This window comes from Actinomyces sp. oral taxon 448 str. F0400 (assembly GCF_000220835.1).
Lineage (GTDB): Bacteria > Actinomycetota > Actinomycetes > Actinomycetales > Actinomycetaceae > Actinomyces.
This window is the reverse complement of sequence record NZ_GL985606.1, coordinates 2,371,384-2,386,911: the sequence shown is the minus strand read 5'-3', so window position 1 is coordinate 2,386,911 and position 15,528 is coordinate 2,371,384. Positions and strand designations below refer to the sequence as shown.

Sequence of the window (15,528 nt, the reverse complement as noted above, 5' to 3'; positions counted from 1 at the left end):
GACGATGGGGACCACCCCGCCCCGACCGCGCGCCGGGCCTCACAAAGGTTCGACGCGCAGGACGTGCGCCACCTGGCCGCCGAAGGGATCCAGACGCACGTAATTGGTACCGCTCCACTCGAACTCGTCGCCGGTCAGCTCGTCGGTCACCCGCAGCACCGGGCGCGAGCCGTCGGTGCCCGCGGGCAGGCCCAACTGCTCGAGGTTGAGGTAGACCTCGCCCTCGCGAGCCCCGTGCGGATCCAAGTTGACGACGGTGAGCACGACGTCGTCCTCCCCCGTGGGGCAGTGGGCGGCGTCGATCCGTTTGGAGTAGGCGATCAGGGCGTCGTCGCTCGTGCCGTGGAACCACACGTCGCGCAGCTGGCGCAGAGCCGGGTGGGCGACGCGAGCGGCATTCAGACGCGTGAGCAGTTCCTCGATGCCATTGATACGCGCAGCGGCGAAATCTCGCCGCTTGAACTCGTACTTCTCGTTGTTGAGCTGCTCCTCGAATCCGGGGCGCGGAACCGACTCGGCCAGCTCGTAGCCCGAGTAGATGCCCCATGTCGGCGACATGGTCGCGGCCAGGACGGCACGCAGCTTGAAGGCCGGGACCTTGCCGTTGGTCATGAAGGGAGTGAGGATGTCGTGGGTGGTCGGCCAGAACGCGGGGCGCAGGATATGGGCCGTGTCCTGGGAGAGCTCGACCATGTAGTCGGTCAGCTCCTCCTTGGTGTTGCGCCAGGCGAAGTAGGTGTAGGACTGGTGGAAGCCGATCTCCCCCAAGGTGCGCATCATCGCCGGGCGGGTGAAGGCCTCGGCCAGGAACAGCACCTCGGGGTTGGTCGAGCGGACCTCGCGCAGCAGACGCTGCCAGAAGGTCAGCGGCTTGGTGTGTGGATTGTCCACTCGGAAGATCGTCACACCGTGATCGATCCAGGTGCGCACGACCTGAAGAATCGCGGCGTAAATGCCCTCGGGGTCGTTGTCGAAATTCAGGGGGTAGATATCCTGATACTTCTTGGGCGGATTCTCCGCGTAGGCGATCGAGCCGTCGGCCAGAATCGTGAACCACTCCGGGTGCTCACTCACCCACGGGTGGTCCGGGGAGCACTGGAGGGCCAGGTCCAGGGCCACCTCCATACCGAGGTCGCGTGCGCGCGCGACCAGGGCGTCGAAGTCGACGAAGGTGCCCAGGTCCGGGTGGATCGCATCGTGACCGCCGGCGGGTGAGCCGATGCCGTAGGGCGAGCCCGGGTCGTCCTCGCGCGCGTTGAGGGTGTTGTTGCGGCCCTTGCGGTTGGTGGCGCCGATGGGGGAGATCGGGGTGAGGTAGAGGACGTCGAATCCCATGGCCGCGATGCGATCCAGATGCGTGGTGGCGCTGCGCAGCGTGCCGGTGCGCCAATGGCCGCGGGCGTCGGTGGTCGCACCCAGTGATCGCGGGAAGATCTCGTACCAGGATCCGGCCAGGGCCCGCTCGCGATCCACCTGGAGGGGGTAGGTGGGACTCGGCGAGACGTGGTCGCGCAGGGGCAGGCGGCTCAGGGCGGCGATCACGGCCTCGGACATGCCCGCGGCCAGCCGCTCGTCGTCGGAGCGGGTCTGATCGCGTAGACGCCCTGCGGCTGATTGCAGGGCGTCGACGTCGTCGACCTGCCGGCCGGGGACCTCGGCGGCGCGCTGAAGCACGCGCGCGCCCTCCTCGAGCATGAGGGCGACATCGATGCCGGCGGGCACCTTGATGCCGGCCGCGTGCGCCCACGTGGCGTAGGGGTCCGACCAGCCCTCGACCCGCAACCCCCAGTCACCGGGGGTGTCGGGCGCCAGACGGGCCTCGTAGCGGTCCAGGCCGGCGGCGATCTCGTACATCCGTGCGCTGGGGCCGTCGGTGCCGTCGGGACGCACGAGAACGGCGGTGGCGCCGAAGCGGTCATGGCCCTCTCGGAAGACGGTGGCGCGGATCGGGATGACCTCACCGGGTACGGCCTTGGCCGGCCAGCGCCCGTCCTCGACGACGGGGAAGACCTCGATGACCGGGATGCGGCCGATGGGGGAGTAGGGCGCCGGTACCGGGACGTCGGGGGCCGAGGTCGGTGGGACGGGGGGCTGGGACGCGTCACTGCGCGTGGTGTTCGCGGTCACAGACCAAGCGTACGGGGTCATGCCCATCCGCGTCATCTCCGCACCGCGTGTCCCGCCATCGCCTCCGCCTGTCCGGCGACTCCCGGCGAGGACGCCGCCCGACCAGTGCGGGCGTCCCCCTCCTCCGAGCCCTGCCGTCGGGCCGCGCCGGACGCGGGTCCCGGCCGCCTCGCCCCGACGACGATGAAGATCACGAGGATCGCGAGCACGAGGTGCTTATAGGACGCCGGGCTGCGGGAGTCGCCGACCGCAGCTGACTCCGCAATTCGGGTGAATCGAGCTCCTCGGGTTCCAGATCGCGCAGAACGATGTCGCTCATGGACGGATCCCGGCGGTCTCAGTACAGGTTCAGTAATCCATGCCCATGGCGGTGCGCACGGCCTCCAGCGTCTCATTCGCCACGGCGTTCGCCCGCTCATTGCCCGCATGGAGCACGCCGAGCAGGAACCCTTCGTCAGCCGCGAACTCGGCCCGGCGCGCGCGGATCGGGGCGAAGAACTCGTTGACCGCCTCGGTCGTGATCCTCTTGAGGGTCCCCGCCCCGCCGTCGCCGATCCGCTCCGCCAGCTCCTCGGGCGCGCCCGCCCCGCACAAGGACGCCAGCCTGAGCAGATTGGCGACCTCCGGGCGGGCGGCCGAGTCATAGGTGATGCGCCGGTCGGAGTCCGTCTTCGCCTTCCTGAGGACCTTGGCGGTCTCATCGGCGCTCATGCGCAGCGCGATGGTGTTGCCGCGCGACTTGCTCATCTTCTCCCCGTCCAGGCCCAGGAGCAGCGGCGCCTCGGAGAGGAGAGCCTCCGGGCGGCGGAAGACCGGGTGCTTCTTGACGGCGCGCCCGTAGCGCTTATCGAAGCGTTGGGCGATCAGCCGGGCCTGCTCCAGATGCGGGAGCTGATCCTTGCCGACCGGCACGAGATTGGCCTGGCAGAAGAGGATGTCGGCCGCCTGGTGCACCGGGTAGGTCAGCAGCAGCCCGCTCATGGCGCGCCCGTTGGTGGCTTCCAGCTCCGCCTTGACGGTGGGGTTGCGGTGCAGTTCGGCCTCGGTGACCAGCGACAGGAAGGGCAGCATGAGCTGGTTGGCCGCGGGCACGGCCGAGTGGGTGAAGATCGTCGAGCGGTCCGGGTCCACGCCCACGGCCAGGGTGTCGGCCACCAGCGACAGGACGCGCTCGCGGATGGGGCCCACGCCGTCGCGGTCGGTGATGACCTGGTAGTCGGCGATGAGAATCCAGGTGTCGACGCCGCGGTCCTGGATCGGCTTCCACGCGTGCATGGTGCCGAAGTAGTGACCCAGGTGCATATTGCCCGTGGGGCGCACGCCGGTGAGCATGCGGTAGCGGTCCGGGTTGACGTCCAGGTCGGCCTCGATCTGGGCGGACCGAGTCACCGAGTGCGCCAGCGAGGCGGCGTCGGTGCTGGTGGCCAAGGCCTCCTCGGCGGCCGAGAGGGCGGGGGACACGGGGGACGTGGCGGGGTCGACCGGGGTCTGCGTCATAGCGCCATCCTAGAGGCGGCCGAGCGCCGCGGGGACGGGGCCCCACCATGCGGATCCAGGGCGGGGTGATGGGGGATGTCCCCCATGCGCGGATAGGAGGTGTCCCCGATGGGCACCACGAACCGCCGCTGCCATACTTACGCCCCATGAGTCAGCAGAGCAACGAGCACGATCGAGGCGCCTCGCGTCCTGACGGGACGGATCCGGCGCGGCACGACGAGGACCGGAGCGGAGACGGGCAGCCGCGCCCTCGTGAGGGGTCCGGTCTCCTCACGCACCGTGTGGTCGAGGATCCCGTCGTCACCGCCCGTGCCCTGACCAAGATCTACGGGCGCGGGGAGAACGCGGTGACTGCCCTGGATCAGGTGGACGTGTCCGTTGCGCGTGCTCGGTTCACCGCCGTCATGGGGCCCTCCGGCTCGGGCAAGTCCACGCTCATGCACTGCCTGGCCGGCCTGGAGTCCGCCACCTCCGGGTCGATCGACCTCGATGGCCAGAAGATCACCTCGATGAGCCAAAGACGCCTGACCAAGCTGCGGCGAGAGCGCATCGGCTTCATCTTCCAGTCCTTCAACCTGGTGCCCTCCCTGACCGCGGGGGAGAACATCACCCTGCCCATGGACATCGCCCGCCGGAAGGTCGAGCGCAGCCGCTTCGATCAGGTCGTCGAGGCGGTCGGGCTCGCGGACCGGCTCTCCCACCGACCCGCCGAGCTGTCCGGCGGCCAGGTCCAACGCACCGCCTGCGCCCGCTCCCTCGTGGGGCGGCCCGCGGTCGTCTTCGCCGATGAGCCCACCGGCAACCTCGACTCACGGACCACCGAGCAGGTTCTGGCCGTCCTGCGCTCGGCTGTCGACGACTTCGCCCAGAGCGTCGTCATGGTGACTCACGAGGCGGATGCCGCCGCCTGGGCGGACACCGTCCTCTTCCTGCGCGACGGGCGCCTCGTGGCCCAGATGGATGCCCCGGACCGCGACCGGATTCTCGCGGCCCTGCACGACCTGGGATCCGCCGGAGGCTGGGGCTCCGCTGCACGGAAGGAGGCCCTCTCGTGACCCGTGTCGCCCTGCGTTCGGTGCGCACCCATATCGGGCAGTTCCTCCTGACGGTCCTCGCCGTCGTCCTCGGCGTGACCTTCCTGTCCGGCACCCTCGCCCTGCGCGGGGTCCTGTCGGACACCTTCTCAGCGCTGACGTCCTCGACCATGACGGCCGACCTGTACGTGACGGGCCAGCCGATCCGCGGGCAGTCCAACAATGACGGCAGCATCATGACCGAGCGGATCGACGCCTCCCTCGCGGAGACGATCGCGGGGGTCGACGGCGTTGAGTCCGCCCACCCTTACAGTTCGGCGCCCGCCACTCTCGTCGGGTCCGACGACACGCCGGTGACCTCCACCGGCGCTCCGACCATGGTCCTGCCCTTCTACTCCGGTGAGCCCGGCAGAACGATAGTCGCGGGCACCGCGCCGACCGGCCGCGACCAGATCGTCCTGGAGTCGGACGCGCTCAAGCGCTCGGGTCTGAGCGTCGGCGACACGACCCACCTCGTGCTCAACGGCGTACCGACCGAAGTCAGGGTCGTCGGCGAGTTCACCTACGGCACGTCCATGGCGGGCGCCACGATCGTGGGCATCGACCCGACCTGGTTCATGGAGGGGACCGCGGCGGGCTCCGCGAGTGCCGCGGGTGCGGCCGACGCCGTCGGTTCGGCCGGACCGAAGGTGACTTCCATCGCCGTCTACCTCGCCGACGGGGCCGACACCGCCGCCGTCCGCCACCAGATCTCGACCCTGCTGCCCGATGGGGCGCGCCTTCAGACCCGCGCCGAGCGCCTCGACGAGCAGAACGAATACATCGAGTCGATCCTCGGTTACGTTCAGACCTTCCTGCTGGTCTTCGTGGTCCTGGCGATGTTCGTCGGTTCGTTCATCATCATGAACACTTTCGCCATGAGCGTGCGCCAGCGGCAGAAGGAGTTCGCCCTGCTGCGGGCGGTCGGCGCCTCACCCACCTCCGTGTTCGCCACGGTGCTCCTCCAGGCCGTCGTCGTCGGGCTGGCCGGATCGCTCATCGGCGTCGCGGGCGGGGCCGGCCTGACCCGCCTGCTCGTGATCGGCCTGGAGGCCTACGGAATGCCCCTGCCCGGAGGGGTGCCCGTGACCGCCGGCGTAGTCGCCGTCTCCATGGTCGTCGGTCTGCTCGTGACCATCATCGGCGCCCTCCTGCCGGCGCGCGACGCCGCCCTCACCCCGCCGGTGGAGGCCATGCGGGGAACCTCGGGGGCGCGGGAGAAGCCTCTGCGTCTGCGCGGGACGCTCGGGATGCTCATGGCGGCCGCGGGCCTGGCCGGCGCGATAGCCGCCTGGGTTCGGGCGGACCTGCCTCACCGGAGCGCCGTGCTGGGCATCGGCGCAGGGGCCCTCGTTCTCGGCCTGCTCGTCGCCTCCCCGGTGCTCGCTCGGCGGACCATCGCCGTTCTGGCAATACCGCTGCGCCTCGTGCGGCCCGTCGGCCGGCTGGCGGCGCGCAACCTCGCGGCGGCGCCCCGCAGGACGGCGGCGACGTCGGCGGCCCTGGTCGTCGGCATGGCCCTGGTGTGCGCGGGGGCGATCATCGCCTCCTCCATGCGGGCCTCGATCTCCGATATCGTCAACGATTCCATGCACGCCGACCTCATGGTCCGCACACCCGTGAACTCGACCCAGCTCGTGCCCCTGCCCGCCGATATGACCGAGAGGATCGGCGAGCTCGACGGCGTCGAGGCCACCACCGGCTACACCGCCTACACGGACACCGTGACCAAGCCGGACGGCAGCGAGGACACGGGGTACGTGGTCGCCGTTGACCCGCAGCGCTACCCCGAGTTCTACGATCCGAACGTGACCGCCGGCTCCTTCGACTCGCTCGACGCCACCCATGTCGCGGCCTTCGCGAACTCCGGCCTCCAGCTCGGCGACGAGGTCACCGTCACCGGGCCGACGGGGTCGGTGACGGCCACCGTTTCGGCGATCGCCGATTCCAAGGGGATCGTCGGCACCCTCTACACCACCCCGCAGCTGGCGGCCGCTGTGGGTTCGTGGTCCACTCGAACGACTGGCGACCCGGAGCAGGTCCTGGCCTCTCCGCTGGGCGTGTTCGTCCACGTGCGCGATGGAGCCGACATCGACGCCGTCAAGTCCGAGATCCAGCGGATCATCGCCCCGACGTACGTCTTCGAGGTCGTGGACGCCGGAGAATTGTCCGACCAGGTCGGCCAGAGAGCCGATACCATGCTCGCCGTGCTCTACGCGCTGCTGGGCCTGTCCCTGGTCATCGCCGTGCTCGGCATCGTCAACACCCTCGTCCTGTCGGTGTCGGAGCGGACCCGCGAGATCGGGCTCATGCGCGCCGTCGGCCTGGGACGGGCGCAGGTGTCGGGCGAGATCATATGCGAGTCCGTGCTCACCGCCGTCTACGGCACGGTGCTGGGCGGCGGCGTCGGCGTGCTGCTCGCCGGGGCCCTGCGTTCGGTCCTGGCCGATCAGGGGCTCGCCAGGCTCGTCATCCCCTGGTCCCAGCTGGCGGTCATGCTCGCCAGCGCCATCGTCGTCGGGGTTCTGGCCGCCCTGTGGCCCGCGGCTCGGGCCGTCCGGCTGCCGGTCCTGGAGGCGATCGCCTCCGAGTGAGCGCCGCAGTGCGCGTGCGCGGGGTCCGCAGACCGACGGCTTCAGGACTTCCGGGCTTCCAGCACCTCACCCGACAGGTAGATCCGCATGCTCAGCGCATCCAGGGTCGTCGTGTCGCCGGGCCGGTCATGCCGGCAGTCGGCCGAGCGCCACGGTCTGTCCTGGGAGGGCCGGATGACACGGGTGCGGGCCGCGCCGCGTCTGACCCTGTGAGCCAGCGCGAAGGCGGAGGTGTGCGGGCGCGGCACCGCCCACGTCGAATCCCACATCAGATGCCAGTCCGTGCCGTGCCCGTCGGGCAGCGTGACGTCGACCTGGTCGAGCCAGCCGTTGATGACCACCAGCAGGTCCCTGTCCGCCACAGGTCCGCCATTGCGCAGCATCTGGATCACACGCGTCCACGGTCCGTGCCAGGCCTCCGGGCCCATGGGGACGCCGTCGGCGCGGAACCAGGATAGATCCGGCATCGTATCCCCTTCCGGGGCGGCGCCGGTGGCGAAGACCTCGGGGCGCAGCACGGGGTGGGCCTCTCGCAGACCCACGAGGAACCGGGCGGTGGCCAGCAGGTCGCACTGCCATGGAGCCAGCTTCCAGTCGTACCAGGAGATCGGGGAGTCCTGGCAGTAGGAGTTGTTGTTGCCGTCCTGGGTGCGACCCATTTCGTCGCCGCCCAGCAGCATCGGCGTACCGGCGCTGACGAACAGTGTGGCCAGCACGTTGCGGGACGAGCGGCGCCGCAGCATTTCAATGGGTCCCCCGCCCATGCCCTCGGGCAGCGGCCCCTCGAAGCCGTGGTTCCACGAGCGGTTGTCGTCGGTGCCGTCGCGGTTGTCCTCGCCGTTGGCGAGGTTGTGCTTGTAGTCGTAGGAGACCAGGTCGCGCAGAGTGAACCCGTCGTGGGCGGTCACGAAGTTGACGCTGCCCAGAGGGCCGCGCCCGCCGGGCAGCTCCCCGTAGCTGAAGATGTCGGCGCTGCCCGACAGGCGCGTGGCCAGATCCCGCAGATCGGAGCCCAGACGCCCTTTGGATATTTCAGAGGCGTCGCGCAGCCAGAAGGAGCGCACCGTACCGCGGTACCGATCGTTCCAGTCGTGGAAGGGCAAAGGGAACTGGCCGGTGCGCCAGCCGCCCGGGCCGATGTCCCACGGTTCGGCGATGAGCTTGACGCCGCGCAGGATCGGGTCGGTGGACATGCCGATGAGCAGGGGATGGCGGGGATGGAACTCCGAGGCGTCGCGCCCCAGGGTGACCGCCAGGTCGAATCGGAAGCCGTCAACGCCCACGTCCCCGGCCCAGTAGCGCAGGGAGTCGAGCACCAGCTGGACGGCGCGCGTGGAGCGGAAGTCGACCGTGTTGCCGGTGCCCGTGACATCGATGTACTGGGCCGGCTGATGCGGGGCGTGGAGGTAGTACTCCCGGTTGTCCAGGCCGCGCAGGGACAGGGTCGGCCCGTCCGCCCCCGACTCGCATGTGTGGTTGTAGACCACGTCCATGATCACTTCGAGGCCCGCCTCGTGCAGCAGCGAAACCATGCCGCGCAGTTCGTCGAGGACGGCCTGGGGGCCGGCCGCCTGAGCTGTGGCGGTGGCGTAGGACGGCTCCGGGGCGAAGTAGGACAGGGTCGAGTACCCCCAGTAGTTGGTGCGCCCCCGTTGGAGGAGGAAGGCCTCGGAGAAGGCGGCGTGGATGGGCAGCAGCTCGACGGTGGTCACGCCCAGGGAGCGCAGATGCTCGATGGAGGCGGGGTGGGCCAGACCCGCGTAAGTGCCGCGCAGCTCGGGGGGTACGCCGGGCATGGTGCGGGTGAAGCCCTTGACGTGCGTTTCGTAGACGACGGTGCGCCCGTCGGGCACCTTGGGGCCGGGCACGACCGCGAACTGCTCGCCAGTAACCACGCCCAGAGCGACGTGCCCGGCTGAGTCGAGCTCGGAGGGGACGAAGGGCACGAAGGTGGGGGACAGATCCTCCTCGACGGCATGCGCGTACAGTTCGGGGCCCAACTGCGGCGCGCCGTCGATGGCGCGCGCATAGGGGTCGAGCAGAAGCTTGCGGGGGTTGAACAGCATGCCCTCGGAGGGGTCCCACGGTCCGTGGACCCGGTATCCGTAGCGCTGGCCCGCGCGCACGCCGGGAACGTGGGCGCTCCACACCCCGAGTCTGGGGCCGTGCAGGCCCACCCGGCGTTCGGCGATGACGTCCCCGGCGTCGTCGGTGTCGATCAGGCACAGGTCGACGGCGGCGGCGCGCGGTGCGACGACGACGAAGTCGGCACCGTCCCAGGTCAGGCAGACGCCCAGACGGGTGCGGTCCGCCGCGTCGGAGGCGGCAAGGGCAGCCGGTTGTGGCTCTGGCGAGAGGGACATGAGACTCATTGTCGGTGCACGCGTGCGGGTCAGCCACTCGAGGAGGCGTGGGACACGCCTCGACCGGTTCGGGTCAGGACGGTCGACCGGACCGGGCGGGGGGCCGCCGGATCCCCCCGGCCGGAACGGTCACGTGACTCAGCGCTCATCGGCGCGGGCGCCCGGATATGGCAATCTTGTGAGCATGAAAATCGTGGTCTGCATCAAGCACGTCCCTGACGTGCAGTCCGAACGCCGCCTGGAGGACGCCCGCCTCGTCCGCGGCGAGGACGATGTCCTCAACGAGCTCGACGAGAATGCGGTCGAGGCCGCCGTCGGCCTCGTCGAGGAGCTGGGGGGCGAGGTCGTGGCCCTGACCATGGGTCCCGAGGATTCCGAGGAGGCCGTCCGCCGCGCCCTGCAGATGGGCGCCGACTCCGGCGTCGTGGTGAGCGATGACGACCTGGCCGGCGCCGACGTCGTGGTCACCGCGCATGCGCTCGCGGCCGCCGTCGGACGCATCGGCGGGGTGGAGTCCGGTGCGGGCGTGGGTGATGTCGACCTGGTCGTCACCGGCATGGCCGCCCTGGACGCCATGACCTCCATGCTGCCGGGGGCGCTCGCCGCGGCCCTGCACGTGCCCGCCCTGACCCTGGCGAGCTCCTTCGAGGCGAGTACGGAGGACATCACGGTCACCCGCACCACCGGCACGTTGACCGAGGTCCTGTCCGCCCCGCTGCCCGCACTCGTATCCGTGACCGATCAGGCCAACGAGCCGCGCTATCCCAACTTCGCCGCCATGCGCGCCGCCAAGAAGAAGCCCGTGGACACCTGGGATCTGGCGGTCCTGGGGATCCAGCCGCGCCGGTCCGGCGTCGACGTGGTCGAGGCCAGAGCCAGGCCCGCCCGCCAGGCCGGCATCATCCGCACCGACGCCGGGGAGGCCGGGCGCGAGCTCGCCGCCTGGCTCGTGGACAACAGGCTCGTCTAAGCGCGGGCGAAGACGCGCAGGCAAGACACAGGGAAGACAAGAAGATCATGACTGAGACCCTCGACGCACCCGTCCTCGTGCTCGTCGACGTCGACGGCGCGCGCCCCACCGGCCCCGCCCTCGAGCTCGCCACCGCCGCCCGCACTCTGACCGCCGGCGACGTCGTCGCCCTGGCCACGGGGCCGGTGGACGACGACGCCCGCGCCGCCCTGGCCGCCGCCGGAGCCACTCGTCTGCTGGAGGCCGATCTGGGCGGGGAGCGTACGCAGGCCGGCGTTGCAGCCGACGCCCTCGCCGCCGCCGTCACCCTGGTCGTCCCCGGGGCGGTGCTGGTGACCAGCGATTACCGCGGCAAGGAGGTCGCCGCCCGCACTGCCGTTCTTCTGGACTCGGCCTGCACCGGTGACGTCGCCGACCTGCACGTGGCGGGCGGCCATCTGCGCGCCTCCAAGCTGGTTCTGTCCGGCTCCTGGTCGACCACCGTGAGCGTGGCCGCGGACGTCGAGCATCCGCCGGTCGTGGCCGTGCGGCCCGGGTCCGTTGAGGTCGCCGTCGGAGGCGCCGCACCCCTGCCGGTCGAGACTCTTGAGGTCTCGGTGAGCGAGGAGGCGGCCGCCGTACGGCTGGTCTCTCGGGAGCGCACCGCCGCGGCCGCCGGGCCGGATCTGGCCGAGGCGCGCATCGTCGTAGTGGGCGGGCGCGGTGTGGACGGTGACTTCGAGCTGGTGCATTCGCTGGCCGACCCGCTGGGCGCGGCCGTGGGCGCCACGCGAGTGGCCTGCGACGAGGGGTGGATCGGACGGTCCGCCCAGATCGGGCAGACCGGTGTTTCGATTGCTCCGCGCCTGTACATCGGATTGGGCGTGTCCGGGGCGGTCCACCACACCAGCGGCATCCAGGGCGCCGGTACCGTCGTGGCCGTGTGCGACGACTCCGAGGCTCCGATCTTCGAGATGGCTGATTTCGGGGTCGTCGGTGATGTCGTCGAGGTCGTTCCCCAACTGGTCGATGAGCTGAAGCGGCTGCGCGCTTAACCGAGCGTGACCCGTGCCGGGCCCGCTTATACGCCCCTGCGACGGGACGGCGTCCGGTGGGCGGCCGACTGTTCGCTTGGAGGGGCTGACGAGGCTAGCCTTACCCTCAACAGTCCCAACGACCGGGAATTGAGGAACCGTGACGTCCATCAGCGGGGACCGCACGCCGCAGACCACCATCGCGTCGCGTCGCATGGCGCGACGCCTCCTATCCGGAGCGGGCTGCGCCACTCTGACCGCCTACCGGCTCGACGCCGGTGCGCCCTCTCAGCTCGTCCTCCACGCGCTCGACGTGACCGGCAGCATCATTGTGGCCGCCCATCCGGCAGTCGGGCATCCGATGGTCTCCGTGCCGAATGAGTCCCCGGTGGAGGTGCGCCTCGACGTCACCCTTGAGGCGGCCGAGCCCGGCCTGCGCATCACCACTGCGACCGTCCACCTCCTGGGCATGCTCACCTGGCTCGACGATGTCCAGTGCGACGCCGTCCTGTCCGGATCCGTGGCCGGCTGCCACTGCTCGATCACCGGCGAGGATCCGTTGACGGATCTGGCCGCTCTCGCCAGCGCCCCGGGCGGACGTCTGGGCGTCATCGAGAGCGGTCGGATCATGGTCCATGACGCCATGGGCATCAGCGGTCACACGATCGAGGAGGTGCTCGACCCCGACGCCAAGGGCGTTCGCCCCCTGCTGTGGTCCGCCTTCGAGACCTTCAGTGCCCAGGACGAGGTCAAGGCCCTCGGCGAGGAGGCGCTCGGGGTGTTGTGCGAGGGGGTCGAGCAGGGCACCATCCCCGGTGTCGTCTGCTCCAGGCGGTCGACCGAGGGACTGTGCACCGCTCTGCTGGGGCGGGTGCTGTGCGTGGACGTCTCCCCGCATGCCGTCACTCTCCTGCGGTTGCAACGCGAGGGCGCCGACACCATCCAGATCCTCCTGCCTCCGGGAACGACCTGCGCTCATGAGGCCGGACGGCGGCTGCGCAGCCTGGTTCAAGATGCCCTAGTCGGCGGTCTGCTCCCGTAGCGGAGCCCGGGCGGTGGACACGACGGTGGGCAGACCCGTCACGGGTCTGCCCACCGTCGTCTTATTGCTCCTCGGGTGCCCCGGGGAATCGGATATCCGGTGTCAGCGAGCCTTATAGGACTGGCAGGTGGCGGTGTCGGCGCCAATGGTGATGGCGTCGGCGGTGCACATGAGATCGGTGTTGTGGATGCACTCCAGGCGCTGGCAGGCGCCTACGTGACCCTCGGCCACCGGCAGGCCGCCGCGGGCGTCGAGGCTGACGAAGGTGGAGCAGGCCGGGTCGGTGGAGTCGCCGCCGACCGTAATGGCGAAGGCGGTGCAGCCTCCGTGGTTGTAGGCGCAGGCGGTGGTGGCGCAGGACTTGATGGCGGTGACGGTCGACATAATGGGTCCTCCCCTGAGGCGATCGGTGGTGCTCGGTTGATGACGTAATTCAAGGTAGAGGTGTGTCCGGCGGTCGGCAACGTCATCGTGGGACGTTGCGTGAACGGTTTTTCAGAACGTTGGTATCCCGGGGATTACTAAGGGTGTCGACGAGTGATCGGGTACGGCGCTCGGGCGGGGCCGGGCGCGTTCTTGTGCACGTTCGGAATTCGCATAACAGGTGAGTCTTTCCTGGTTTCGGCCTCCGCGACTCTTCCGCGGACGGGGGAGATGACGTGAGCGTCCGAACACGTCGAACCGATGGTGCAGGGCGTTCCGGGGGTGGGGCGGGGCGACTTCGCAGGCAGGTGCAGGCGGCGGCCGGACGGGTTGACGGCCCTGCTCGTCTGTGTCACTATATTAATGCAGTCATACAGATGGTCTGACGAGGCCGTCCGGCTGTGCTCATGAGCCGTGTCCTATCCATCCGACCCGAGGAGGGCCCGTGCCGATCGACGATTCCCGTCCGATCTGGATTCAGCTGGTCGACGACTTCCGCCTGCGAATCGTCACCGGCGCATGGGTTCCCGGGACCCGGATCCCCAGTGTGCGTGACCTCGCTGCGGATACCGGAGTCAATCCCAACACCGTCCAGCGAGCCCTGGCCGAGCTCGACCGCTCCGGCCTGACGACGGCCGAGCGTACGGCCGGGCGCTTCGTCACCGCGGATACCGGGGTGCTCGATGCCACCCGCCGCGAGCTCGCCGTCGGCGCCGCGGACACCTTCATCACCGCTGTCACCGCCATCGGTATGGATCTCGCTCAGGCGGGCGAGGTGCTGACCGAACGGTGGCCGGATCATCCCATTCAGGAATCAGGAGAGACCTCATGAGTACGTCACCGACGGCCGCGTCGCTGGATGCCGAGCGCCCCGATGCCCCTCCCGGTGTCATCGCCTCCTTGGACGGGGCCCCGCCGCTGGTCACCGTGCGTCGCCTGACCAAGACCTACCGCGGACGGTCCGCCCTGAACGATCTGAGCCTGGCCCTGCCTGCCGGACGCATCGTCGGTCTCATGGGTCCCAACGGCTGCGGCAAGACCACCCTGCTCAAGATCCTCGCCGGGGTTCTGGCCGACTACGAGGGCGAGGTGCTTCTCGGCGGACACGCCCCGGGACCGCAGTCCAAGGACTTCGTGTCCTTCCTGCCTGATGCTGAGTTCTTGTCCACGCGCATGACGCCGCCGCGGGCGATCGCCCAGTTCTCCCGCCTGTTCGCCGACTTCGATGCCGATAAGGCCCATCGTCTTGTCGACTTCTTCGCATTGCCCGTCGATCGTTCCATCAAGGAGATGAGCAAGGGCATGGGGGAGAAGCTGCGCATCGCCCTGGCCATGAGCCGGCGTGCCCGCGTCTACCTGCTCGACGAACCCATCTCCGGTGTGGATCCCACCGCCCGCGAGATCGTCCTCGACGGCGTCCTGCGTGATTTCGACCCGCATGCTCTCATGCTCATCTCCACTCATCTGATCGCCGACGTCGAGCCGATCGTCGACTCGGTCGTCTTCCTCAAGGACGGGCACCTGCTGCTGGCCGGCGACGCCGACGACCTGCGTCAGGCTCACTCCATGAGCCTGGACGCCCTGTTCCGGAAGGAGTACCGCTGATGCTTCGCACGCTCTTCGCCGAGGAGATCCGCACCCAAGTGGGGCGCAATGCGGCCACGCTCGGGGTCTGTATCGTCGTTCTGGTCGGGTTCCTCGGGCTGTGGTGGTTGCTGGCCGATGTCGACAGCCTGGCGGCGCTCATGCAGATTGCCGCCTCCCTGGTGCTCGTGGCGATGCCGGTCGTCGTTCTGGTTCAGATCGCGGTCGAGTACTGGCAGTCCATGTACGGTCAGCGCGGTTATCTCACCCAGGCGGTACCGGTGCGCGGCCGGGTGCACGTGACCGCCAAGCTCCTCTACGCCTGCCTCATGGGGCTGATGTCGGTTGCGTTCGCCCTGGTCGGTCTCGTCGGCTGGTGCGCCGCGCTGGCGCACAGTAAGGGGGTCGGTCTTAGCGAGATCCTGGAGTCGGTGCGCACGGCTGCCGATGCTGCGGGTCCGGGCCTGACGACGTTCCTCATCGTCTCCGTTCTGATCGGTTTCGCGGCGCTCATCGTTGAGGTCGCCGCTGTTATGAGCATCGGTGCCCAGGGGCGTTACAGCCATGCCGGTTTCGGGGCGCCGCTGATCGGTTTCGTCGTGCTGTACGTGGTCAACCAGCTGCTCGGTCTGGTGTCGACCCTTTTCCTGCCCCTCAGCATCGACGTGGGCACCGGAGATCTCACGACCCGCATGATGTGGCCCGAGTTCCTTGAATCGGTCGGCGGGGACACTGATCCCGCGATCGTGGGTGCGGGAAGTGTCATCGTGAGCCCGCTACTCGCCGTGGTGCTGGTCTGGTGGGCGGTGCGTGCGATCGAGCGGCACATGTCCTTGCGCTGA

12 protein-coding genes are annotated in these 15,528 nt (G+C 69.5%); 8 read left to right on the top strand and 4 right to left on the bottom strand.

Annotated elements, in window-relative coordinates; translation table 11 throughout:
* Positions 1-39: 39 nt before the first annotated feature.
* Entirely contained in the window at positions 40-2,127 is a 2,088-nt protein-coding gene (locus HMPREF9062_RS10120; protein WP_034254960.1) for an alpha-1,4-glucan--maltose-1-phosphate maltosyltransferase, read from the bottom strand.
* Between the two features lie 348 nt (positions 2,128-2,475).
* Positions 2,476-3,624, bottom strand: coding sequence for a tryptophan--tRNA ligase (trpS, locus tag HMPREF9062_RS10115; RefSeq protein WP_009750035.1), 1,149 nt, complete (start codon positions 3,622-3,624; stop codon positions 2,476-2,478).
* A 146-nt stretch (positions 3,625-3,770) separates the two neighbouring features.
* On the opposite strand from trpS, the gene HMPREF9062_RS10110 reads away from it, so the two are divergent.
* Both HMPREF9062_RS10110 and HMPREF9062_RS10105 read left to right on the top strand, forming a co-directional pair.
* A complete protein-coding gene (locus tag HMPREF9062_RS10110) occupies positions 3,771-4,679 on the top strand; it encodes an ABC transporter ATP-binding protein (protein WP_156790021.1) in 909 nt (302 codons plus the stop codon).
* Positions 4,676-7,291, top strand: a complete 2,616-nt coding sequence (locus tag HMPREF9062_RS10105) for an ABC transporter permease (RefSeq protein ID WP_009750033.1) — start codon at positions 4,676-4,678, stop codon at positions 7,289-7,291. Before HMPREF9062_RS10110 ends, HMPREF9062_RS10105 begins: the two co-directional genes overlap by 4 nt.
* A 41-nt stretch (positions 7,292-7,332) precedes the next feature.
* Here HMPREF9062_RS10105 and glgX read toward each other — a convergent pair whose 3' ends face one another.
* Complete coding sequence (gene glgX / locus HMPREF9062_RS10100) at positions 7,333-9,654, bottom strand: glycogen debranching protein GlgX (protein ID WP_034254160.1); 2,322 nt, start codon at positions 9,652-9,654, stop codon at positions 7,333-7,335.
* 184 nt (positions 9,655-9,838) lie between these two features.
* Between glgX and HMPREF9062_RS10095 the strand changes: the two genes are divergently transcribed.
* From HMPREF9062_RS10095 to HMPREF9062_RS10085, 3 genes are all read left to right on the top strand, one after another.
* Positions 9,839-10,624, top strand: coding sequence for an electron transfer flavoprotein subunit beta/FixA family protein (locus tag HMPREF9062_RS10095; protein ID WP_034254156.1), 786 nt, complete (start codon positions 9,839-9,841; stop codon positions 10,622-10,624).
* Between the two features lie 47 nt (positions 10,625-10,671).
* Positions 10,672-11,658 (top strand): electron transfer flavoprotein subunit alpha/FixB family protein, encoded by a 987-nt coding sequence (locus tag HMPREF9062_RS10090; RefSeq protein ID WP_009750030.1) that lies wholly within the window; start codon positions 10,672-10,674, stop codon positions 11,656-11,658.
* Positions 11,659-11,797: 139 nt separating this feature from the next.
* Positions 11,798-12,679 carry a hypothetical protein gene (locus HMPREF9062_RS10085; RefSeq protein WP_009750029.1) on the top strand — a complete coding sequence of 294 codons (882 nt, stop codon included), beginning with the start codon at positions 11,798-11,800 and terminating at the stop codon, positions 12,677-12,679.
* A 102-nt stretch (positions 12,680-12,781) separates the two neighbouring features.
* Here HMPREF9062_RS10085 and HMPREF9062_RS10080 read toward each other — a convergent pair whose 3' ends face one another.
* Complete coding sequence (locus tag HMPREF9062_RS10080; RefSeq protein ID WP_009750028.1) at positions 12,782-13,063, bottom strand: DUF1540 domain-containing protein; 282 nt, start codon at positions 13,061-13,063, stop codon at positions 12,782-12,784.
* A gap of 484 nt (positions 13,064-13,547) precedes the next feature.
* On the opposite strand from HMPREF9062_RS10080, the gene HMPREF9062_RS10075 reads away from it, so the two are divergent.
* From HMPREF9062_RS10075 to HMPREF9062_RS10065, 3 genes are read left to right on the top strand one after another with little or no spacing between them, the layout of a single operon-like run.
* Entirely contained in the window at positions 13,548-13,934 is a 387-nt protein-coding gene (locus HMPREF9062_RS10075; protein WP_009750027.1) for a GntR family transcriptional regulator, read from the top strand.
* Positions 13,931-14,707, top strand: a complete 777-nt coding sequence (locus HMPREF9062_RS10070) for an ABC transporter ATP-binding protein (RefSeq protein WP_009750026.1) — start codon at positions 13,931-13,933, stop codon at positions 14,705-14,707. The genes HMPREF9062_RS10075 and HMPREF9062_RS10070 overlap by 4 nt, the downstream gene beginning before the upstream one ends.
* Positions 14,707-15,528, top strand: coding sequence for a hypothetical protein (locus tag HMPREF9062_RS10065; protein ID WP_009750025.1), 822 nt, complete (start codon positions 14,707-14,709; stop codon positions 15,526-15,528). Before HMPREF9062_RS10070 ends, HMPREF9062_RS10065 begins: the two co-directional genes overlap by 1 nt.

Bases quoted from the DNA above. Each gene is read 5' to 3' on its own strand.
- glgX (WP_034254160.1), bottom strand. From the start codon at position 9,654: ATGTCCCTCTCGCCAGAGCCACAACCGGCTGCCCTTGCCGCCTCCGAC.
- HMPREF9062_RS10065 (WP_009750025.1), top strand. From the start codon at position 14,707: ATGCTTCGCACGCTCTTCGCCGAGGAGATCCGCACCCAAGTGGGGCGC.
- HMPREF9062_RS10095 (WP_034254156.1), top strand. From the start codon at position 9,839: ATGAAAATCGTGGTCTGCATCAAGCACGTCCCTGACGTGCAGTCCGAA.
- trpS (WP_009750035.1), bottom strand. From the start codon at position 3,624: ATGACGCAGACCCCGGTCGACCCCGCCACGTCCCCCGTGTCCCCCGCC.
- HMPREF9062_RS10080 (WP_009750028.1), bottom strand. From the start codon at position 13,063: ATGTCGACCGTCACCGCCATCAAGTCCTGCGCCACCACCGCCTGCGCC.
- HMPREF9062_RS10110 (WP_156790021.1), top strand. From the start codon at position 3,771: ATGAGTCAGCAGAGCAACGAGCACGATCGAGGCGCCTCGCGTCCTGAC.
- HMPREF9062_RS10070 (WP_009750026.1), top strand. From the start codon at position 13,931: ATGAGTACGTCACCGACGGCCGCGTCGCTGGATGCCGAGCGCCCCGAT.
- HMPREF9062_RS10090 (WP_009750030.1), top strand. From the start codon at position 10,672: ATGACTGAGACCCTCGACGCACCCGTCCTCGTGCTCGTCGACGTCGAC.